This window comes from Desulfopila sp. IMCC35008, from assembly GCF_010646885.2.
Classification (GTDB): Bacteria; Desulfobacterota; Desulfobulbia; order Desulfobulbales; family Desulfocapsaceae; genus Desulfopila.
Window position 1 is genome coordinate 5575418 of the sequence record NZ_CP050700.1, and the last position, 20990, is coordinate 5596407.

24 protein-coding genes are annotated in these 20990 nt (G+C 48.8%); 9 read left to right on the forward strand and 15 right to left on the reverse strand.

All coding sequences use genetic code 11. The features are described 5' to 3' along the window. The first annotated feature begins 4 nt into the window (after window positions 1-4). The 3 genes from kdsA to lptC are packed head-to-tail and all read left to right on the forward strand — an operon-like array spanning window position 5 to window position 2082. The gene (gene kdsA, locus GA520_RS23800; RefSeq protein WP_163335911.1) at window positions 5-844 is read left to right on the forward strand and encodes a 3-deoxy-8-phosphooctulonate synthase; all 840 of its coding nucleotides are present in this window, start codon (window positions 5-7) and stop codon (window positions 842-844) included. Window positions 845-859: 15 nt separating this feature from the next. Then, window positions 860-1504, forward strand: a complete 645-nt coding sequence (locus GA520_RS23805; protein ID WP_163335912.1) for an HAD family hydrolase — start codon at window positions 860-862, stop codon at window positions 1502-1504. After that, entirely contained in the window at window positions 1501-2082 is a 582-nt protein-coding gene (gene lptC / locus GA520_RS23810) for an LPS export ABC transporter periplasmic protein LptC (protein WP_163335913.1), read from the forward strand. The genes GA520_RS23805 and lptC overlap by 4 nt, the downstream gene beginning before the upstream one ends. Here the strand turns inward: lptC and tsaA are convergent. Then, on the reverse strand, window positions 2072-2788 hold the full coding sequence (gene tsaA / locus GA520_RS23815) for a tRNA (N6-threonylcarbamoyladenosine(37)-N6)-methyltransferase TrmO (RefSeq protein ID WP_163335914.1): 717 nt from the start codon (window positions 2786-2788) through the stop codon (window positions 2072-2074). The genes lptC and tsaA overlap by 11 nt on opposite strands. Window positions 2789-2988: 200 nt before the next feature. Here tsaA and GA520_RS23820 point away from each other — a divergent pair, with 200 nt between their 5' ends. Next, window positions 2989-4050: a glycosyltransferase gene (locus GA520_RS23820; protein ID WP_163335915.1), complete on the forward strand. Its 1062-nt coding sequence runs from the start codon at window positions 2989-2991 to the stop codon at window positions 4048-4050. A 7-nt stretch (window positions 4051-4057) separates the two neighbouring features. On the opposite strand, the gene GA520_RS23825 is transcribed toward GA520_RS23820, so the two are convergent. Genes GA520_RS23825 through rlmKL form a run of 7 tightly spaced genes read right to left on the reverse strand, consistent with a single transcriptional unit; the run spans window position 4058 to window position 10851 of the window. Then, window positions 4058-4564: a PaaI family thioesterase gene (locus GA520_RS23825; protein WP_163335916.1), complete on the reverse strand. Its 507-nt coding sequence runs from the start codon at window positions 4562-4564 to the stop codon at window positions 4058-4060. 7 nt (window positions 4565-4571) lie between these two features. Continuing rightward, window positions 4572-4772, reverse strand: coding sequence for a hypothetical protein (locus tag GA520_RS23830; RefSeq protein ID WP_163335917.1), 201 nt, complete (start codon window positions 4770-4772; stop codon window positions 4572-4574). After that, window positions 4753-5403 carry a hypothetical protein gene (locus tag GA520_RS23835; RefSeq protein WP_163335918.1) on the reverse strand — a complete coding sequence of 217 codons (651 nt, stop codon included), beginning with the start codon at window positions 5401-5403 and terminating at the stop codon, window positions 4753-4755. The genes GA520_RS23830 and GA520_RS23835 overlap by 20 nt, the downstream gene beginning before the upstream one ends. Next, window positions 5400-5975 (reverse strand): AmmeMemoRadiSam system protein A, encoded by a 576-nt coding sequence (amrA, locus tag GA520_RS23840; protein WP_163335919.1) that lies wholly within the window; start codon window positions 5973-5975, stop codon window positions 5400-5402. The genes GA520_RS23835 and amrA overlap by 4 nt, the downstream gene beginning before the upstream one ends. Next, entirely contained in the window at window positions 5972-7018 is a 1047-nt protein-coding gene (locus tag GA520_RS23845; RefSeq protein ID WP_163335920.1) for a 3-oxoacyl-ACP synthase III, read from the reverse strand. The genes amrA and GA520_RS23845 overlap by 4 nt, the downstream gene beginning before the upstream one ends. A 56-nt stretch (window positions 7019-7074) precedes the next feature. After that, window positions 7075-8658, reverse strand: a complete 1584-nt coding sequence (locus GA520_RS23850) for a response regulator (protein ID WP_163335921.1) — start codon at window positions 8656-8658, stop codon at window positions 7075-7077. Between the two features lie 27 nt (window positions 8659-8685). Then, window positions 8686-10851 carry a bifunctional 23S rRNA (guanine(2069)-N(7))-methyltransferase RlmK/23S rRNA (guanine(2445)-N(2))-methyltransferase RlmL gene (gene rlmKL / locus GA520_RS23855; RefSeq protein WP_240910030.1) on the reverse strand — a complete coding sequence of 722 codons (2166 nt, stop codon included), beginning with the start codon at window positions 10849-10851 and terminating at the stop codon, window positions 8686-8688. Window positions 10852-11428: 577 nt separating this feature from the next. Between rlmKL and GA520_RS23860 the strand changes: the two genes are divergently transcribed. Next, window positions 11429-12034 (forward strand): OmpA family protein, encoded by a 606-nt coding sequence (locus tag GA520_RS23860; RefSeq protein ID WP_163335922.1) that lies wholly within the window; start codon window positions 11429-11431, stop codon window positions 12032-12034. A gap of 56 nt (window positions 12035-12090) precedes the next feature. Here the strand turns inward: GA520_RS23860 and cmk are convergent, their stop codons facing one another. The 6 genes from cmk to GA520_RS23890 form a co-directional block, all read right to left on the reverse strand. Then, on the reverse strand, window positions 12091-12777 hold the full coding sequence (gene cmk, locus GA520_RS23865) for a (d)CMP kinase (RefSeq protein WP_163335923.1): 687 nt from the start codon (window positions 12775-12777) through the stop codon (window positions 12091-12093). Then, entirely contained in the window at window positions 12770-13882 is a 1113-nt protein-coding gene (gene hisC / locus GA520_RS23870) for a histidinol-phosphate transaminase (RefSeq protein ID WP_163335924.1), read from the reverse strand. Before hisC ends, cmk begins: the two co-directional genes overlap by 8 nt. Further along, window positions 13879-15333 carry an Asp-tRNA(Asn)/Glu-tRNA(Gln) amidotransferase subunit GatA gene (gene gatA / locus GA520_RS23875; RefSeq protein ID WP_163335925.1) on the reverse strand — a complete coding sequence of 485 codons (1455 nt, stop codon included), beginning with the start codon at window positions 15331-15333 and terminating at the stop codon, window positions 13879-13881. Before gatA ends, hisC begins: the two co-directional genes overlap by 4 nt. A gap of 48 nt (window positions 15334-15381) precedes the next feature. Next, complete coding sequence (gatC, locus tag GA520_RS23880; protein WP_163335926.1) at window positions 15382-15666, reverse strand: Asp-tRNA(Asn)/Glu-tRNA(Gln) amidotransferase subunit GatC; 285 nt, start codon at window positions 15664-15666, stop codon at window positions 15382-15384. A 34-nt stretch (window positions 15667-15700) separates the two neighbouring features. Further along, a complete protein-coding gene (locus tag GA520_RS23885) occupies window positions 15701-16804 on the reverse strand; it encodes an HD domain-containing phosphohydrolase (RefSeq protein WP_163335927.1) in 1104 nt (367 codons plus the stop codon). Between the two features lie 158 nt (window positions 16805-16962). Then, on the reverse strand, window positions 16963-18207 hold the full coding sequence (locus tag GA520_RS23890) for a YeeE/YedE thiosulfate transporter family protein (protein ID WP_163335928.1): 1245 nt from the start codon (window positions 18205-18207) through the stop codon (window positions 16963-16965). Window positions 18208-18526: 319 nt separating this feature from the next. Here GA520_RS23890 and GA520_RS23895 point away from each other — a divergent pair, with 319 nt between their 5' ends. The 4 genes from GA520_RS23895 to GA520_RS23910 all read left to right on the forward strand — a co-directional run bounded on the left by GA520_RS23895 (window position 18527) and on the right by GA520_RS23910 (window position 19723). Beyond that, the gene (locus GA520_RS23895) at window positions 18527-18784 is read left to right on the forward strand and encodes a sulfurtransferase TusA family protein (protein WP_163335929.1); all 258 of its coding nucleotides are present in this window, start codon (window positions 18527-18529) and stop codon (window positions 18782-18784) included. Window positions 18785-18898: 114 nt separating this feature from the next. Further along, window positions 18899-19213, forward strand: a complete 315-nt coding sequence (locus tag GA520_RS23900; protein WP_163335930.1) for a peroxiredoxin — start codon at window positions 18899-18901, stop codon at window positions 19211-19213. A gap of 14 nt (window positions 19214-19227) precedes the next feature. After that, the gene (locus tag GA520_RS23905; RefSeq protein WP_163335931.1) at window positions 19228-19530 is read left to right on the forward strand and encodes a hypothetical protein; all 303 of its coding nucleotides are present in this window, start codon (window positions 19228-19230) and stop codon (window positions 19528-19530) included. 19 nt (window positions 19531-19549) lie between these two features. Beyond that, complete coding sequence (locus GA520_RS23910) at window positions 19550-19723, forward strand: hypothetical protein (protein WP_167528802.1); 174 nt, start codon at window positions 19550-19552, stop codon at window positions 19721-19723. Window positions 19724-19779: 56 nt separating this feature from the next. Here the strand turns inward: GA520_RS23910 and GA520_RS23915 are convergent, their stop codons facing one another. Next, the gene (locus GA520_RS23915; RefSeq protein WP_163335932.1) at window positions 19780-20892 is read right to left on the reverse strand and encodes a serine hydrolase; all 1113 of its coding nucleotides are present in this window, start codon (window positions 20890-20892) and stop codon (window positions 19780-19782) included. Between the last annotated feature and the right edge of the window lie 98 nt (window positions 20893-20990).

A 20990-nucleotide genomic window follows, 5' to 3' on the forward strand; every position in this document is an offset into this window, starting at 1 on the left:
GTACATGGACGTTCAATCGGTAACGGTTCCCCACCCTTCAGGGAAACCGTATAGTGTCGGCACCAACCAGCCACTGCTGTTGCTCGGAGGTCCGTGTGCCCTGGAATCGGAAGAAATTGCCAGAAAAGTCGCAACCACCATGCAGGAGATTTGCGACCGGCTGGACATCAACTATGTGTTCAAGGCGTCTTTTGACAAAGCCAACCGGACCTCGCTCAGCTCCTATCGTGGACCTGGTATGCAAGAGGGCCTGGCCACGCTGGCACGACTTCGGGAAGAGTTACAGGTCCCCGTTGTCTCCGATATCCACGAACCGTACCAGGCCGAGGCTGCAGGTCAAGTATTGGACCTTTTACAGATCCCAGCCTTCCTCTGTCGCCAGACCGATTTACTGGCGGCCGCTGCAGCAACAGGCAAACCTGTCAACGTAAAAAAGGGACAGTTTGTCTCTCCCTGGGATATGCAAAATGTAGTCGGCAAATTGCGTGGATCCGGCTGTAAAAACGTGATGCTGGTTGAAAGGGGTGCCAGTTTCGGCTACAACAACCTGGTGGTGGATATGCGTTCCCTGCCTGTCATGCGCTCACTCGGTTGCCCGGTTATCTTTGATGCCACCCACTCGGTTCAATTACCTGGTGGGGCTGGCGGTTCATCAGGTGGCCAGCGTGAATTTATCACCCCACTCACCAAGGCGGCAATGGCTGCCGGTATTGATGGACTTTTCATGGAAATCCATCCGGATCCGGACTCCGCTCTCTGCGACGGTCCCAACTCCATCCCTCTGAGCGATGTTGAAAAACTCCTTACGACACTCCTGCGCATAAGGGAAGCCGCTGCAGAGTAATGGACACCGATAAAGATGACTGACCCCTGCTCCCCCGGAGCCCCCGGCGGCTATCCATCCGACTGTGAGATCCTCGAAGGGTACCGGAAAAGGGTTCGGGAAAAAAAACTCATGGACCCTGTAAACACTATTGATCCTCTCGTACTTGAAAAAGCTAAAAACATCCGGATCCTGCTGCTCGATGTTGACGGGGTACTCACCGACGGCACCCTTCTCTACACCAGCAAAGGCGAAGAGTGTAAAGCGTTTAACACCCTGGATGGTTTCGGCATTACCCTGTTGCGGGACGCAGCAGTAGAAACCGGCATCATCACCGCCAGAAAATCCGCCATGGTGGAACGAAGGGCCACAGAACTAAAGATGGCCCACATCTACCAGGGTAGCAGAAAGAAGAGCGAGCCGTTTAAGGAAATCCAGAAAAAAACAGGGTGTAAACCTTTTGAGATAGCCTATATGGGAGACGACTGGCTCGACCTGCCACTACTCAACCAGGTGGGGCTCGCCATCACCCCTGCCAACGGTGACGATGAGGTGAAAAAGCAGGTTCACTATGTGACCCCGAGGGGAGGGGGGCACGGTGCCGTCCGTGATGCCTGCAACCTCATACTACAGGCCAAAGGAGTGCTTGATAACCTCCTCGCTGAATACCAGAACCGATGATAATAAAGAAGCGTAATTTCATCTGGCTCATCCCCCTGGCGTTGATGATCACCTTTCCGATCTGGCGCATACCTATCGGCAATTTCCTCACGCCCAGGGGAGGATACGATAAAGAGTATGGAAATATAGATCGCGAAGCCCACAACTTTATAATGGATGACGTCATAATTCTAGAGAGCACTGATGGACGCATCACCTCCAAAATACGGTCGGCCACGGCCAAAACCAGTGATATCCCAAATGAGTACCTGCTCACCGAGGTGAATTCTGACATCTATAATAAAGATGGTGATATCACCAACATCATATCCCGCAAGGGGCGGTTTAACACCGAGACAGAACTGCTGACACTGACGGAAAACGTAATCGTCCACAAGATAGAAACCAATCAGCGCCTCTACACCGACCTCCTTTACTACGATGATAAACAACAGACAGTAAAATGCCCAGGGAAGACCAAAATAAAGGGTGACACCTTTGAGGTGAACGGTTCAAGCCTCGATTACGATATAGAAAAAGGACACTACGATATCGGCGGGCGGGTACTTTGTATTCTCCAGGAAAGCTTCAACCCCTGAGTCCCCGACCCACATTTCTCCCGCAGCTCAAGACCAGAAAGCCCCACTCCTCAACCCGCCACCGTACATTCACATCCCACAGTAATACGCCGTATTCCCTTCCAACAGTACGCTGGCTGGCCGGACGCGGATCACTTTCCAGGGTTTGCACAATCAACGCTTCGATATCCCGGCCTGTACTTTTTCGGTAATCATTGCAGAATGCCATCACCTCTGGGGATATTACAACCTTCTGCTCAACCATTGCCTCGCCGGCAAAACCGTCTTCAGCTCGGGTTATGCTATCCGAATAAGATACGTACGGTTTAATATCCAGCACCGGTGTACCATCAAGCAGATCGACACCTGAAAGATCAAGGTAAAAAGTACCACTTTCAACAACCACTCTTTCAAGACGGACAACAGACATACCAACGGGATTTGGTCGGTGTGGAGATCGGCTGGCAAAAAGACCGACTCGCTTCTGCCCGCCAAGGCGCGGTGGACGAACCATGGGCCTCCACCCCTCAGAAACGGCTTCATGGAAGACGAAGACAATCCAGATATGGGAATATCCCTCCAGTCCACGGACCATCTCTTCCCTGTTGTAAGGAGGATGTGGTGTAAAGCGGGCTGTTGCGGCACTCACCAGGCCAGGCTGCCGGGGCACCCCAAACTTTTCGCTATAACAGGAGCTGACCTGGCCAATAGCTTCAAACTGATACATTCGCATACTCCCTGTAGATCTACCAGACTCCTCCCGGAGATCAGGAACCAGCCAAGGCATTGCTTCCCACAGTTATTCCCCGTAGCTTTCCTATCCACATAGCCCTGAATCCCCCCGCGACCTTCTCCAATCAGGAAATCCTGGAGTCAGAAAAAATTAAAACATGTCTCCTCTTCGAAAAAAAGGTACCATGCACGACCATGAAAACAAACAACCAATCACTGGCAGCCTTTATTTCTCCACACGGTTTCGGCCATGCCACCCGCGCAGCCGCAGTGCTTGAAGCTGTCCGTCAACAACAACCGGAGATCGAACTAAAACTATTTACGACGGTCCCGCCACACATCTTTGCCGAATCACTGACGACCTTTACCATTAACCCGGTTCAGACTGATGTGGGAATCATCCAGCATGACGCCCTTCATTGCGATGTCGAAACAACCCGCAGAGCCCTTGATAACTTCCTCCCTTTTGCTCCCTCCCAGATAGAGGAACTGGCTGGACAGGTCAAAGATTGCCGCAGTGTTCTCTGCGATATCTCCCCGCTTGGCATAGCTGTGGCCGAAGCGGCAGGAGTTCCTTCCATACTGGTTGAAAACTTCACCTGGGACTGGATATATGAACAACACCCGTCGCTTGAGAGACATAGACACCAGATGGCGGAATTGTTCACACGGGCGCACACCCACATCCAGACCGAGCCGGTGTGCCGCAAGGTGAAGACCGGCATCCCCTGTCCGCCTATCTTCCGCAGAAGACGACAGAACAGCGAAATAATAAAAAAACAGCTGAAGACCGACCATCGCCAGCTTGTCCTCATATCCATGGGTGGTATTGGCTACAGGTTGCAGCACCTCGAAAGACTTACGGGTTTCCCTGATATTCTCTTCGTATTGGCAGGCAGCGACACGACAGGACAGGTTACTGACAATTGCTACAGCCTCTCACCCAGCAGCTCTCTGTACCATCCTGACCTTATAGCAGCAGCAGACCTGGTGGTCTGCAAGGCGGGATACTCAACAGTGGCGGAATGTCTTCAGTCAGGCACCTCCATTCTCTGCATAGACAGGGAGGGTTTTGCGGAAACATCGGTATTAAGTGAATTTGTAAAAACCAGGCTGGCCGGAACCGTTCTGTCTGAAAAACAACTGCAAGATGGCGAGTGGCTGGAGATGCTGCCTTCGCTTCTGGCTGCACCAAGCCCACCTCCCGCTGACCAAAACGGGGCTGAGCTGGTGGCAGGAATACTGCTCCAAAAATAAACGTATATTAGAGCTCCACCTCTTGTGGATCATCCGGATCATCGACAACAAACCACTCGTCACCCTCATGGTCAAAATCAGCAATCTTATCGATATCCATTTTCAGGTATTTCCCCTTCCCCTGAATAGCAACAGTCCCGTCGTCCAGAACGATCTCTCCTGTTCCCTTAAACGTTCGCCGCCCCTCTTCCGTGATCCGGCAAATAACCCGGACCTCACTGTCCAGGGGAACAGGTTTTCTGTATTTGATTGAAAACTCTATAGTCACACCCCAGATATTCTCCGAATGGCGCATCATGATCGACCTGCCAACTGCCTCATCAAGGATCGTTGCAGCCAGTCCCCCGTGGAGCCTGCCGGGATAACCCTGATGCTCGTCGGCGGGTTGAAAACAAGCCATCAGATCACCGTTCTCCAGTTCAAAAAAGCGGCTCTTTAAACCAAAGGCGTTGCTGGTGCCACAGACAAAACACATTTTTGAGTTCGGTTGTTTGCGCTCTACCTTTATAGTCATCTTACCGTTATCTTCTATTAAGATTACATTCGGTCACAAGAGTCAGTTCGGAACCAAGATAATCGAAAAACCGGTGGGCCTCGAGGTCCTCAGGATCTTTCTCCAACCGTTCTTCATACCGGATGAATAACCGGGCAAGAAGTTGTGCCGATTCCAGTTCCTCCAGGGAACCTATTCCATCCCACAGATCACCCACAGTTCTCGTCATCACATCCTCTTTCACAAAAAGATAACGGAACCATTGGTGGCCCCTTGATAATCATTTCCGCAATGGTCAGCTTCACCTTGGGATAAAGATGACGACGGCGACTGAGAAACTCATCCTCCATCATCACCAACTCACGCAGAAGCGGAGTTCGCTCGACCTGCGGGACATCTTCCTCGCTCTCGCCCCTTTTTTCAACAAGCTCCTGGCAACGAAAACAACCGGGAAAACGCAGCACCTGCCCGTCGGGCCGCTGCATCGACGCCGGCACCCCATGGGTCCGACATACCAGCATCCGGTGTTTATAGAGAATACAAAGCCCTTCCTCATTAAGCGGGCACATCACCTGCGGCCGTTCCCCCCGACTTTCAGCCCTACTGCACTCCCGCACATGAGCGGCAGCCCACTGTTCAACCTGCTCAAACTTTTCAACCGGAAGTTCACGCAAACCTTTCCACAAATAGGCCCACTCCAGATATGTGTGGTGCTGGAAGTGGGAATCGCAACAATTATCCGGGCACCCTTCACAGCCGAAATGCAATTCTGAGGCAACCCTGTCGTACTCAGCTTCCATCCGTGTATATAAATCATGCACCCGCTGAGCCATCTGATCGGGCAGTACCAGCTCCTTCATTTATTTTCCTCCGCAAAACTCTGTACCTGGTAAACCAGGATTTCAGGATGTTCTGTCTGCCAGCAGTCATCGGCAAGTCCTGCTTTTCGGCAAAGATGACCAAGAAACAGCTCCACACTGGGAAGCTGCTCCCAGACCTGGGGTAAAAACGTAGCCCCCCTGCCACGGTGTCGAAGAACCACGCCATCCTTTCCTGGGCACAACTTCACCAGCAGGTCGTTCGCATCTGTATAATATAGCGGACGTGGTTGAGACAGAATCGAGATATCAATATGCACATCGGCCAGCTCATCCTCGGTAAGCGGTGAAAACCTGCTGTCGTAAAATGCTGCGTTTATTGCATTTCGACGTATCGACTCCCAGAGAGTGCCCGATGGCTCAAGATTACCGATACAGCCTCGCAACTGGCCATCTCTCTTCAGCGTCACAAAAGTCGCACCTTCTTCATCGAAAACATCGTCACCAGGAGGCTCACAAGCCTCATCACTGTCCATGGTCAAATGGTCACGAATTGTCTTCCTGGCAAGCCTTAACAACAAGTCAGCCTGGCCGGATGTAACGGTGTCACTCATGTATTCCCCCACTCAATTCCAAGCATAAGACAGTTTATGCCGCTACCGATCCCCAGTAGTGCACCTTTTTGTCCCGGCTGAAAAACAGATTGTTCCAGGGCCATGGCCAGGGTTATCGGAGCCGATACCGATCCAACATTACCAAGGATCGCCAGGGTCTCAAAATTTTTCTGAGAATCAAGGCCAAGCTCTCCGAAAAGTAAACGGGCATGGGCCGTTCCCACCTGGTGACAGAAAAACCCGTCAATATCATCAGCCCCCCACCCCTCTTTTGCCGAAAACCTCAACCATGTCTTACGGGCCGTTTCCACCCCCTCGTGCAGGAGTTTTTCGGAATCGGTCTCCATCAATGTCATATCCCCGTTGGTCTTGTTCCCATGACATAAATCAGAGTGGGTGGTATTGGCGACCCAGGCTCCATGAATAAGCCGTGGTTTCTGCTCTCCCACTTCACACCTTCGCATGAAAAGCCCCATGGAGCCGGAGCCGATGGTCAGCGACGCAAACACAGGCTTGATCGATTTTCGATTAAGGCCCGTATTGTCCAGCAACGCCTGGATGGTTGACTCTAAAAGGTCTTCTGCTGTTTCACCTGAAACAACAAGTCCGTTTTTTACCTGACCCAGCTCAATCATATTGGCCAGCATCACCATGCCGTCCAGAAAACCGAGACAGGCGTTGGATATATCGAAAATAAGGCAATTTTCAGGCAGCCCGAGAGCGTTATGGACAAAGGATGCGGTTGCCGGTTCCATCATATCCCTCGATACCGAGGTAAAGATCAGGCATTCAACAGCCGACGGATCTATCGCCCCCTTTTCCAGGACATTCCTGCCGGCAAGTGTTGCCGCCTCACTGGGTCTGGTACCCGGATGCCACAAACGCCTCTCCTGAATGCCACTCATGAGTTCAAGCCTGCCACCTGGCAACTTGAGTCGGTCATACACCGGTTTTAACTGTCGTTCAATATCGTCGGAGGTAACGATACGGGGGGGCAGCTCATAGCCAAAAGTATCAAGACAAACACGTGAGTAGGTAATCATATATTACAACTGCAGAATGAAATCATATATTCAATCCGGAAGATGTCCGAAACGTTCTATAATTCAATAAGCGAGAGCATCTCGCCTATGGTTTCTCCGGTAACCGGGCGGGCGATAACGCTATCATAGCCCCCCTTGCCGCATCGCTCCCTTTCACTCTCATTCCCGGAACCGATTCCAAGTATAGTCGTCTGGCGGGCAGAATATTCCTCAAGTTTACGGAGCACCTCAACGGCTTCCAAGCCGTCCAGAGGCGGAGTCCCGGTATCGAGCAAAATAAGGTCAAACGCATTCAGGGACGCCTCATACATTGCCAGCCTGCCCGTCTCGGCCATGGTGACATCCCAACCATGCTCGATCAGCGATCGAACCAGCAGTTGCCTGCTTTGGATATCATTATCCACAACGAGAGCGGTGCGGGTGAGGTACTGGGTCATCATCTTGATCAACTGGTCTTTTTCAATTGGCTTGGAGAGATAATCGTCCATGCCCGCCTGGAGACATTTCTCCCTGTCTCCCTGCAGAGCCATTGCCGTCAGGGCTATAATGACAACAGGTTTCTCCCGTCCTTTCTCCAAAGCCCTGATACGACGGGTCGCTTCCAGTCCGTCCATCACTGGCATCTGCACATCCATCAGGATAATCTGGTAGTCACCGGATTCCGCCTCGGCCACGGCACGCGCTCCGTTTTCAACACCGGTCACTTGAACACCAGCCTTGGCCAACAGGGTTTCCGTCAACACCCTGTTAATTGTCTCATCTTCAGCCAGAAGCACCTTTGCGCCTTGCAAGGCGTACCAGGCAGACTCCTCCTGACGGGCCGCTGTAATATCATCATCGGGCAGATCCAGAGCAGCCGCCTCCCTGAATGGCACTGTAAACCAGAAGACAGAACCCCTGGGGCTTGACGCGAGGCCTATTTCCCCGCCCATCAATTTCACTAATTGAGCACAGATAGCCAGACCGATACCTGCACCGTCACTCGATACGGACTGACAGGGTTCCTGCTGACAGAAACAGTTGAATATCTTTTTCTGGGTCTCAAGTGTTATCCCTTCGCCTGTGTCATGGACAGAAAAAGAGAGAAGGATTTTGTTCTCATTATCGTACCCGTCATTTTTCACCTTAATGGAAACCGATCCTGAAGAGCTGTATCGAATACCGTTGTGGACCAGGTTGGTCAGCACCTGGACCAGCCTTTTGGAATCACCGTACAGCCTGGCCGGAACATCCGGATCAATTTCACAAGTCAGTTGCATCGACTTTTGCTCAGCAGCCATGCGAAGGAGATACAGATCATGATCCAGGCTTTCCCTGAGATCAAAACTGTCAGGGTTAAGTTGTAGTAAACCTGTCTCGATTTTTGAATAGTCGAGAACCTCGTTAACCACCTCCAGCAGGCTGTCAACGGAACTGTTTACCATGTCCAGATACCGTTCCTGCTCCTCATTCAAACTGGTTTCAAGAACCAGGTTGGTCATGCCGATAATACCGTTCATCGACGTCCGAATATCATGGCTCAGATTTTCAAGGTATTCGCTCTTCACCTGACCAGCCTGTTCGGAACGCGCCAGTTCTGCCTCCAGTTTTTTAATCCTGGCGGTCAGTTGGTTCTCTCTATCCTGTATATTCTCACTCATCTGGAGTGCCTCATCTTTTTTTTACTCTTACCCATCGACCAGGTGTCTGAATTCCCAACACCGGTGGATCTTTTTATTCCTGGCATAATCGAAAGGAATGGTTGAATCCGTAATTTCTTTTACCATAAATTTTTGAAAAAGCTTCTCATCGGGCTTAAATCTACGAAAATTTGTCGAAAATATCAGTAAACCACCTTGCTCCAGGCGCTGCATTGCGAGGGTAAGCAGGCGGATCTGGTCCCGTTGAACATCAAAAACCCTCTTTTCTTTTTTGGTGTTGGAAAAAGTGGGAGGATCTAGGAAAATCAGATCAAACTTGTCACGGCAATCTTTCAGCCATTCGAGGCAGTCCGCTCTCTCAACTTTGTTTGCCACGGTATCATAACCGTTGAGGAACAGATTCATTCTGGCCCAGTGCAGATACCTCTCAGAGAGATCGACGGTCATTGTGGAAAGCGCACCACCTGCTGCAGCCTGGACAGTTGCAGTTCCGGTATAGCCGAAAAGATTCAGGAACCGTTTTTCCTTTGCCTCCTCATGGACCCTTAACCGCACGGGGCGATGATCGAGAAACAACCCGGTATCCAGGTAGTCGGTGAAATTAACCAGATAGCGACAATGCCCTTCCCGAACCTCTATCATTTTGCCGGAACCGGCACTTTTCTGGTACTGCTTTTTTCCCCGCTGCCGCTGCCTGGTCTTGATGAAAACCCGGTCGGAGCGGACAGAAAGGGTCTCCCGCACAATCTTCAGGACCAGCCGAAATCTCTCAGCGGCCACCTTTTCCTCAATGGATGCAGGTGGCGCATATTCCTGTACATGCACATATTTTTCATACAGATCAATGGATACATTATAGTCAGGAAGATCTTTGTCATAAACCCGGAAACAATGAACATTTTCCTTCCTCGCCCACTTCAGAATCTTCTTCAGGTTCTTTTTCAGACGATTGGCAAACTCCACACCCTGATCAAGGTCTGTAACTTCACCGATATTCCATGAGAACTCGGAAACGGGTTTTGAATCAACCGTAGTGGTCAGCAAACGGCACTGCAATGCTCCATTAAAAAGACGATAACGTTCCTGCCATTGCAGGCCAAAACTATCTGTCAATTCCGGATTAGAGATAAATACACCGACTTTCCAGCCATTGAACTTTTCTCTGAGAATGCGCCCCAGGCCACTGTATAACCTGGCCACTTCCTCTTGTTCCATCAAACGTTCGCCAAACGGCAGGTTGGAGAGTATCAGGCCAGTTTCATAAGAAGCTGTAAGCGTGGCGCACTCCGCCTTCTCAACTCGTATTCTGTTATCGAGCCCCGCCCTTGTAATATTTTTTCGTGCAGCTTTTACACTTCCCGGGTCTGAATCATATCCGATTATTGCCGGCCACTCCCTTCTGTTTCCGCGTTCTTCACGTTCCAGCGCTTCCTCGACAACCCGATTCCATTTGCTTGCATCGTGCTGTTTCCAGCCCATGAAGCCAAAATACTTCCTGGAAAGTCCTGGAGCACTATCACCTATCATCAGGGCCGCTTCAATAAGCAGGGTTCCGCTACCGCACATAGGATCAATGAGAGCCGGTATTACAGCGGCCTCACTGAGCCCGGCCAAGCTGCAGATAGTGGCTGCAAGACTTTCCTTCAGCGGTGCCTTGCTTCCGCTCACCCGGTATCCACGCCGATGAAGACTTTCCCCTGAGAGGTCTATCGCCACCAGGCCCTTCTCCTTCATGATCAACACATTCACCCGGACATCCGGCCGGTCTGTGTTAACTGACGGGCGGGTTCCTCTCCGCTCCCTGAACTGGTCGACAATGGCATCCTTTGTTCTCAGAGCGGCAAAACCGCTGTGAATGGCCATGGCATCACGGGCAACCGTGCAATCGACAGCAAAAGTGGAGTCCTCAGTAAAATGGAGTGACCAGTCTATACTTCCTGCCCCCCTATAGAGGGATTCTTCATCGGTTACCGGAAAAGACGCTATTTCAAGCAATATACGTGAGGAAAAGCGGGAAAAAAGGCAGGCACGATATCCACTTTCAAGCTCACCCTGCCAGTTAACCACACCTTTACCTTCACTCACATCAGAAACAGCAAACGCAGCAATCTCTGCCGCCACCAGTGATTCAGCTCCCCTGCCGCAGATAGCGGCAAAGGTATATGTTTGTCCCTTTGTCTTTGTCGTTTCCACAAATATACCCGTTTATTGAAACCTTTCTCCCTTAAAATCGGAGATACCACTTAAGTCACAAGAGGACAAGTGTATTCAGCCGGGTTCATCTCATATTGAGTCCCGAACCTGTCTGTTTTCTCAAGCATAACACTTCAAACAACGATTCAACATCAAGTAAAAGAGCTCAACCGGAATTTCTCTTGAACATTGTATCGATTTGATTGTAATCCCGCCATTGCTTGAGATGTAGTGCTGCGTTGTCCGTTACCCAATCATACTCAATATTCACCAAAGGTACCCTGGAAGAAATGGTCTTGAAATACAGCTCATGCGGTACCGTTTTCGGCAGTATTTCAGCTGTAAAGATAGCCGGCTATGATCTGCTGCCAAAAACTTTGAATCAGGCACCACCTTAACTCATGAGAAATCAGGGCTGATAGATAATAAAAACAACACGGATAAAAGATCTTGACCTCAGATATTTACCGACTAAAATGTTGAACAACCCTCACAAATTAGCACAAAAACACGACACAGATACCAATACCCCAGTTGCCTTCAACGGCAAAAAGGACTTTGACCAACAGGAGATGTTATGAAAACACGGACCGGGAAAAACCTGTTACTCACCGCACTGGTTAGCTCCCTGATTCTATTGGGCAGCGGTTGTTCCAAAAAGAGTATTGTCCCACCGGAGTCTACAACCGGAGGCTCCACGGGCGGCACATTGTCCTATCCACCAGCCGAAAATGGCGCATTTTCTGAAAACAATATGCCGGCTGAAGGAACCCTGGACGATACTTCAGGCAGCAGTTATCTTGCTGAAGATACGCAGACTGACGAATACAAAATGGCCCACGGGCGAACCTCACCGGGGCTCTCTCCAATCTATTTCGACTTTGATTCAGCTTCGGTCCGTCCCGACATGGTAGAACCTATGCTCGACAACTCGCAATACCTCAAGCAGGTTCCGAACTCATATGTAATTGTCGAAGGAAATACCGATGAACGCGGTACCAACGAATATAACCTCGCCCTGGCAGAGCGAAGGGCGCAGAACACAAGGCAATACCTGATAGACCTCGGGATCAGCCCAAACCGTATCAGGACAATATCGTACGGTGAAGAAAAGCCGCTTTTCGATGAAACAAACGAAGAGGCATATAAGTTTAACAGGCGGGCCGACTTCGTTCTTGAATAATCCGCACCTTTTTCTCCCCGCCGGAACGCTTATTTCTGCGGGGAGAAGCCGTCTCTTTACCCCTTTTTTTTCCTGATACTATCCAGGATAGCCCTGCCGACTTCATTGATGGATATTTTCGTCGTATCAATTACAACGGCGTCTGCTGCAACGGCAAGGGGTGCAAGCTCTCTCTCACTGTCATTCTTATCTCTTTCCAGGATCATGGCCAGCACCTCCGCTTCATCCTGAACCTCCCCTTTCTCGCGAAGCTGGGCAACACGACGGCGTGCCCGCTCCCCGGGGTCAGCATCGAGGTAAAACTTGTAGGCAGCATCAGGGAAAACCACCGTTCCTGTATCACGGCCTTCCGCAACTATTTTGCCCCTGCGTCCAATTTCCTGCTGCATTGCCGTGAGCCGTTTCCGCACTACATTCAGGGCAGAGACACGTGAAGCGGCCATGGACATTTCAGGCATCCGGATTTCACGGCTGACATCTTTTCCGGCTACCCTGACCCCCACATCGCTCATTTCATCCGCTGCAGGAAGTAATTCTATCTCAAGAGACTCAAGACTCTTTTGGACCGCTGTTTCATCCGTAACGTCCACCTGTTCAGATTCCAGAAACCAGGCAACTGCCCGATACATAGCCCCTGTATCCAGGTAGGTGAAACCGAGTGCTGCGGCAGTGCGCCTGCTGATAGTTGATTTCCCGACACCGGAAGGACCGTCGATGGTTACAATATCCTGCAGATCAGACATATTTCAACTCTTTGAGACAATCCGCCAGGGCCTTTACAAATCTCTCATTTTCCTCTTTTGTACCAACTGTTATACGAATACAGGTCGGAAAGCCATAAGCATTCATGGAACGGACAATAACCCCCTTGTACAACATCGCTGTGTATAAATCGTTGGCATTCCCTTTTACGTCAATGAGAAAGAAATTGGTCTGGGATGGATAACTTGTACACCCTAACCTCTCGACCGCCTCCATCAGGGATCGCATACCACTGCGGGTTTCATTTATGACCATGTCAAAATAGACATTATCCTCAAGGGCAGCCTTGGCACCAATCTGGGCGAGACTGTTAATGTTAAAGGGTTGTCGCACCTTATGCAGGCATCCTGCTATCGGTGCCGACATCAGCCCGAAACCTACACGCAGGCCCGAGATACCGTACGCCTTCGAAAATGTTCGCAGTAAAACTACCGGACAGCGTCCCTCAACATCATCAATTAATTCTCTTATATCCCCCTGGAGTTCCTTCTCCATAAAATCAACATAGGCTTCATCCAGGGCCACGATAACCGATTCAGGGATCCTCTTGAAAAAGGAATCGAGTTCTTTGGGCGAGATAAATGTCCCTGTTGGATTATTGGGATTATCAATGAAAATCAGACGAGTCTTATCCGTCACCGCATCGACAATGGCATTAAGATCATGGTGCATATCCTGTAACGGAATAACCTTGTTCACCCCAGCACGAACCTGGACAAATTTCTGGTACATCAGAAAAGAGGGATGACTGGTAATGACTTCGTCCCCTTCCCTGACAAAAGCTTTAACCAGAAACTCAATGATCTCGTTGGATCCGTTGCCAAGTACAACCTCTTCGGGCAGTACCTCAAAACGTGCTGCAATAGCTTGTGTCAGGTAATACCCGGATCCATCCGGATATCGGTGAAGATCTCCCAGGCTTGCTTTTATCGCTTCAATTGCTTTAGGGGATGGTCCCCAGGCATTCTCGTTTGAGGCAAGTTTAATGGAATCCGTAATGCCGAACTCCCTCTCGAGTTCATCGAGTGGTTTCCCGGGAGGGTACGGTGTGATTTTTTTTATGTTTTCAGGAATATTTAACTTCAAGGTGTCACCTTCGGTCCCAGACCCAGTTCTTTTTCAATGTTGTAGGCTACTTTAATCAGGGTATCCTCCCTAAAATGGGGACCCTGCAGCTGGATACCGATGGGCAGTCCATCCTTACTGAACCCGCCCGGAACCGACATTCCCGGAATACCGGCCAGATTTGTTGAAAGCGTGAGTATATCCGAGAGGTACATGGCCAGCGGGTCATCTGAATTCTCGCCGATCGGCCAGGCCGGAGTAGGAACCACAGGAGAAATCAGCAGATCACATGATTGAAAGGCCTTATTGAAATCCTCAATCATCAGTGTCCGAACCTGGGAAGCCTTTTTGTAATAGGCATCGTAATAACCGGATGAGAGCGCATAAGTGCCGATCAGGATACGGCGCTTCACCTCCGGGCCAAAACCTGCAGACCGGGTTTCCTTATACATATCAAGGAGGCTTGTAGCATCACGGTCACGGTAGCCGTAAGCAACGCCATCATAGCGGGCAAGATTCGAGCTCGCCTCTGCGGGTGCTATAAGATAATAAACAGCAACACAATACTCTGTTAAGGGTAAAGAGACCTCTACGATTTCTGCACCACCTTCACGAAGAACGTTTATACTGTTTTCAACCGTGCTGCGTACCTCGTCATCAAGGCCTTCGCCAAAATACTCCCGTGGAACCCCAATTTTTAAGCCTTTAACGCCTTCTGTCAGGGCGGAAGTGAAGCTCGCCCCTTCCAGCTCCACCGAGGTGGAATCTTTGGGATCATAACCGCTTATAGTGTCAAGCATCAAGGCACAATCGGTAACATCACGGGCGATTGGTCCTATCTGGTCCAGCGACGAAGCGAAGGCAACCAGGCCGTAGCGGGATACCCGGCCATAGGTCGGTTTTATACCTACCACCCCGCAAAGGGAAGCAGGTTGACGTATCGAACCACCGGTATCAGAGCCGAGTGTGGCAAAACATTCCCCGGCTGCCACAGCTACAGCCGAACCACCGGACGAGCCGCCGGCAACATAGCCTTTCTTCCAGGGATTTTCCGGGACACCGTAAGCACAGGTTTCAGAGGTTGACCCCATGGCGAATTCATCCATGGCCAGTTTACCCATGACGATTCCACCTTCATTTTCCAGCTTTTCAACAACAGTGGCATTGTAAGGTGGAACGAAATTCTCCAGAATCTTCGAGCCGCAGGTAGTTTTCACACCTTTCGTGCAAAGAAGATCTTTTAAGGCCAGGGGGATGCCAAGAAGTTTACCCTTCCCGCCCGCTTTTCTTTTTGCATCGGCCTCTTCTGCCTTTGCCAAAGCTGAATCTTGATCGAGATGGATAAACGCCTTTACATCAGCTTCAACCTGGTCAACCCGAGCCAGGCAGCTCTTCATCAAATCAACAGAAGACATTTCCCCTTCGTCCAGCTTCTGTAAAGCCTGCTTCAGGGTCATTTCGTACGGTTGCATACCTACCTCTATCTTAAAAGGCCACATTGACCTTTTTTTCAAAAAAGTTTAAATAATTTTCGGAACCTTAAACATCTCATTATTATTTTCAGGCGCATTGGACAACGCCTCCTCACGGGGTAAGGATTCGTGCACAACATCTTCCCTGAAAGCATTTACCTTCTTGTGGGCATGGGTTGTGGGCTCCACTCCTTCTGTATTGAGCTCGGATAATTTATCAACATACGACAGGATGGTGTCGAGCTGTTCCGTCATCGTTACCTGCTCATTTTCAGTCAGGTTCAATCGCGCAAGATTAGCGACATGCAATATTTCTTCTTGGGTAATTTTCATAACATTTTACGAATACCACACGAAACGTGTGTTTTTAGTTATCGATAGAATAGATTGAATCCAGGTCGGTGGGATTAATCTCTGATTTGGCAGGAGTAAAATGTACTATAGATCTGGAGAAGTATTCCACTGTTTCTCTATCAAACTGGGTATCGCTGTTAGCATACAACTCTTCTATGGCTTCCTCCATACTGAGGTTACGCCGGTAATTACGCCTCGACGTCATGGCGTCGTAGCTGTCAACCACAATAAGTATGCGGGTTAAAGAACACAACTCCTTCCCTGTTAACCCGTCCGGGTATCCTTTTCCGTCCATCCGCTCATGATGGTGGCGGATAATCGAATGCTCTCTCTCCATAAAGCCGAGTGGTTTTATGATATTTGCCCCCACACTGGGGTGCTTTTTGATCAGGACCCACTCTTCCTCTGTCAATTTTCCGGGTTTCTGTATACAGGAAAGATCAATGACCAGTTTCCCTATATCATGAAACTGCGCGGCTCTTCTTAGAACCATGAGCTCTTCTTCCGGCAACTCCATGGCCCTGCCCAGCATGAGAGCATATTCTGTCACCCTTATAGTATGCCCGGCAGTATAGTAATCCTTTTCCTCCATCGCGTTCTGGAGACTTGACATCAGTTGGACAGTGGCCTGCTCAAGGCTGTTACTGTATGTCTGCAGCAACCTGTTTTTTTCCTCAAGCTGTTTGGCTTTTTTCTGAACATCGTCTTCAAGGGCGGCCCGGTACCTTCGTTCCTGCAGGACATACATTCTCTTTTCAATGGCCCTGCGGATTTTTACATTGAAAATATCCAGATCGGCAATAGGTTTTGACAGGAAATCGTAAGCCCCTAAATTAATTGCCTTAACCGCATAATCCATTGAACCCGCACCGGTAAGAAAGAGTACGGGGATATCCAGGTTGAGCTCGTTCAAAGCAGCCATAGTCTGAAACCCATCCATATCCGGCATATTGATGTCCAGAATGATAACATCAAATGAGTCATCAACAAGCTGCAAAACCCCTTTTCCGTCTTCAGCCGCTTCCACCATGTGGCCAAACATTTCCAGTATTTTGGAAACAGTAGACCGCACCATTGCATCGTCATCTGCAATGAGTATTTTGGAACATTCTGCCATGAAAGGGTCATTCTCCGCTGAATAATAGATAGACGTTGGAATTAAGATTACATTTTCCTTCTGTTTTTTGCAACTTTCACTGCCTGATAATGAAAAAAGCGCAGTCCCTTAGAGAAAGAGGCTGCGCTTTTCGTAAAAGCTCTATGGACCCATTAAGATCACATAGGCACGATCAGCTTATTGGTATCCTCATTCCAGGTAACCACCAGATACCAGACAACGAGGAAAGCACCGATAAGCAACAGAGTCGGGCCATATCCCATAACGTCAGGGAGGTACACATAGGAACCCAGAACACCGTCCGCTTCAAAGTCATTATCCTTGAACCATGCGGTGACAATGGAGTTTGAGATGGCAAAAAACGGGACAACCATCATCAATTTGACCTGACCTTCACCGACCCGCCATAGGGTACCTGAACCACAACCTCCGGCAAACATAGCACCGAGACCGAACAGGAAACCGCCAACAACTCCACCCCAGCCAAAGGTACCGCGAACATAATGGGCCGTGGCCAAAACTGCTTCACCTTCTGCCCGCATGGGAACCGCGTACTTGAGGACAGCCGCACCAACCGCCACAACCATTATGGAAAGCATGACAGATTTTGCCATGGTACAGTCACCGGTCATATGTGGTTCACGAAAACCCTGAACCATACACCAGCGCCCTCGTTGCATGGCATAGCCCAAGGCCGCAGCTATAACCAGGACACCACTCAACGAGGCAATATAATCACTGTCCTCATTCCCGGCATAGGCATACGCACCAGCCACAAGGGCTACAATTGCCGCAATGCCGATGAAAGGAAGTGTTCCCGTGGGAATGGAAAAAGTTTTTGATCCTCCGTCACCCCAGCTGATATGCTCCATCTCGACATAAAGCAACTTCAGTCCGAGGACAACCCCAAATACCAGACCGAACATCATGGCGAAGCCACTCGCTGAAAGATTTCCTATGGCATTATAAAAACCTCCAACATTACAACCTCCTGCAAGTGAGGCACCTATTCCCATCAGGATACCGGCTATGACAGCTTTCACCCATTCACGGTAAGGAGGGACTCGGAGTGCGAAATCCTTGCCGAGACATGCAGAGATAAAAGCACCGAGAACAAAACCGAGACCGATAACCGAACCTGAACTGACAAAGATCGATCGAGGCGCTTCTTCATACAGCGCCAGAATGCCGGCATCAGATCCGAAGACGCTGGCAACTCCATACATAATCCAGTCACCCCAGTTTCTGATCGCACCGACAGCCCCCCAGGGACGCCACCAGGCCATGATCATCACAGAGAGAAAACCGACAATCACACCCGTGACAGTTGCATTCCACTCACTTTGACATAGTGTTTTATACAGGCCTTTAGCCTTTTCAGACAAAACAGATTCTTCACTCATTACAATTCCTCCTGGCAGATGTTTGATAGATCGCCTTATATTTGTGTAAATTCTTTCTGCTTTACAATCCTGCTAATCTTTTGTCAAGAACCACAAAAATGAATAATGGTTCATTTATCAGACAAATACCACCCTGTCGTATACGTTTGTTTTTTTTACAAATAAAAACAAATAGTTAAACTATACTTTTTAGTTCTTGACATATGTTTTTAACTTCGTTAAAAATCTTCTATTAATAAGCGTACTTTGTAGTACGGTGCAAAGTCACCTTGACTGTTGCTTTGCCAACTCTTAACATAAATTTTTCCGGGAGAAAAAAATGAGTGATTCTAAAACAGTAGATCCAAGCGTAACTGCTAATTCAGTGCTTGACGCAAAAGGCCTCAGCTGCCCGATGCCCCTGCTCCGCACCAAAAAAGAGATTGGCAAACTCGCCAGCGGCGAAGTTCTGCAAATAGACGGAACCGATCCCGGCTCCAGAAATGACATCCCAGGCTGGTGCGATCGTGCAGGCCATGAATACCTTGGAGAGAAAGAAGAAACCGGTTATATCAGTTTCTTCATCAAAAAAGGTTGATCGAGCACGGCCCTGGTTATGTGGGAACCTGTAACCAGGGTTTTTTTACACCTTTTTTACAAAAGTTTAAACAAGTAGGAAAACCCCGCCTTCACTTTCCAACAGGAGAAAATCATGGCTAAAAGCCTAGGTATATTTGTTACTTCTACGGATAGCCTGCCCCATGTTATGGGAATAACAAAGGCAGCAAAAGCAAAAGGATCCAACGTGAAAGTTTTTTTCACATGGAAATCCACCGCTTTATCTAAACATGCTGATTTCCCGGCACTATGTGAACTGGCTGATGACGTGTCCATTTGTGTCGACAGCTACCAGAAACAAGGGTACGCAGTCGACGACGTCCCAGAAGGGCTGGACCCCAAGAAAATGGCAACCCAGGCACAGCACGGAATTATAATTGAAGACTTTGACTGCTATCTCAGTCTGTAAGGAGGTTTGGGAAAATGGAATATAATAAAGTATGCTTCATGTACCGTCACAAAGATTACGCTCTTGATGGTATACGTTCCGCTCTCGGCCTCGCTGTTGAGAACATGTACGCCTATGGTTGTGTCATGGATGTAGAGCTTGAGAAATTTGACGAACTTACCGCTGAATCTTGTGAGATGCTACGCGACATGGAAGGTGACATTCTGTCCACTGTCCCGGCAAACGTTGAAATAAATGGTTTCACCGGTATCACAATTGAAGAGCTCGGTGAGCAACTACGTGAAATGACTCACATAATTCCTTACGGAATCAAATAGAAAGGTAAGGAGCAATTACATGAAAATTCTCAACGTATACCGATCAGAACCTGATGAGACCGTAAAAAAGCTTGTCGAAATCGTAACCAGGGACCGTGAATCCGAAAGTTTCGATCTCTATGCAGACGAGCCCGATTATGATGCATTAGTAGAAAAAATATTTGAGGCGGATCAAACGATTTCTTGGTGGTAACAGCTCTGACCTCATAGATTTAAAAAAACCCTTCTTCTTTTCAGGAAGGGTTTTTTTTAAATCAGTATTTTTTTCATGATTGCATCATGAATTTTTGGCCTATACCTCTTAATCCTCTCGTCTTTCCTCGTAGGACAAACCCTGTTTGTTAGTAACACAATACTTATACCTCGCTCCAGATCACACCAGAAAGACGTGCCGGTAAATCCAAGATGGCCTATACTTCTTCCTCCAAAATATTTACCACTGCTCGAATATAGCTTTGAAGGCGTGTCGAAACCACAACTCCAGTTCGTACCCTTCCTTCGACGTGTAACCTCTCGTATCGTCTTTTGAGAAACCAACGAATAATCTGCAGTTCCCCTATAGAGCGAACAAAAATATTCCGATAGTTTGAGTGTGCCTACAACTGTGCCAAAAAGTCCCGCATGTCCCGCCACTCCCCCCATAGTCCTGCAATTATCATCGTGGACCTCACCGCATAACAAGCGATTGGTCCAGGGACAAATCTCCGTTGCAGCATATGTATTACCAGTACCGTCTTCCTTTGCCGGAAAGACAAAATGATCATTCAGCTGTAAAGGGGTAAGGACCGTGTTGCGGAAATAGTCATGCAGCTCCGAACCTGTGTGGATTTCAATTATTCGACCAAGCAGTATAAATCCTAGATCTGAATAAATATAATCAACTCCTTTTCCCTGCAAAGGTTCTTCAAGGATCATTCCAATGAGGCTCTCTTTCCGACTCTCAGGATCCAACTGCAGCAACTTTGTGTAATATGTTTCATGAGCCGGTAGTCCAGAGCAGTGACTCATCAACTGATGCAACAGTATCCCTTTTTTATCCTTTGGCACAACATACCCATCAAGCAGGTTCCCGAGGTTATCGCCAAGTCGTATGACCTCCTTTTCAATAAGGGTGAGAAGAGACAACACAGTAACTAATGGTTTTGTCAGTGAGGCGAGGTCAAAGAATGTTAACCTGTTCACCTCGGTTGCATCCTCAGCTGTTGATGTTTTTCCATAAAATCTGTAATTTTCGGATGTTACATTGTATTTATCAATAATGGAAAAACCCACTGCAGCACCGGGAAAAACACCCTCTTTCAATGCTGATGCAAAAATTATGTCTAAATCTTTTTCAATATCTCTTTTTTTTTGTTTTTCCATGTATAAAGGGGATTTCTACCTTGAATTTTTAACCTATTTCCACTAGATTAGAAGGTTGTTTTCAGTTTAATTATCTATCCGTTATAACGATGTAATTT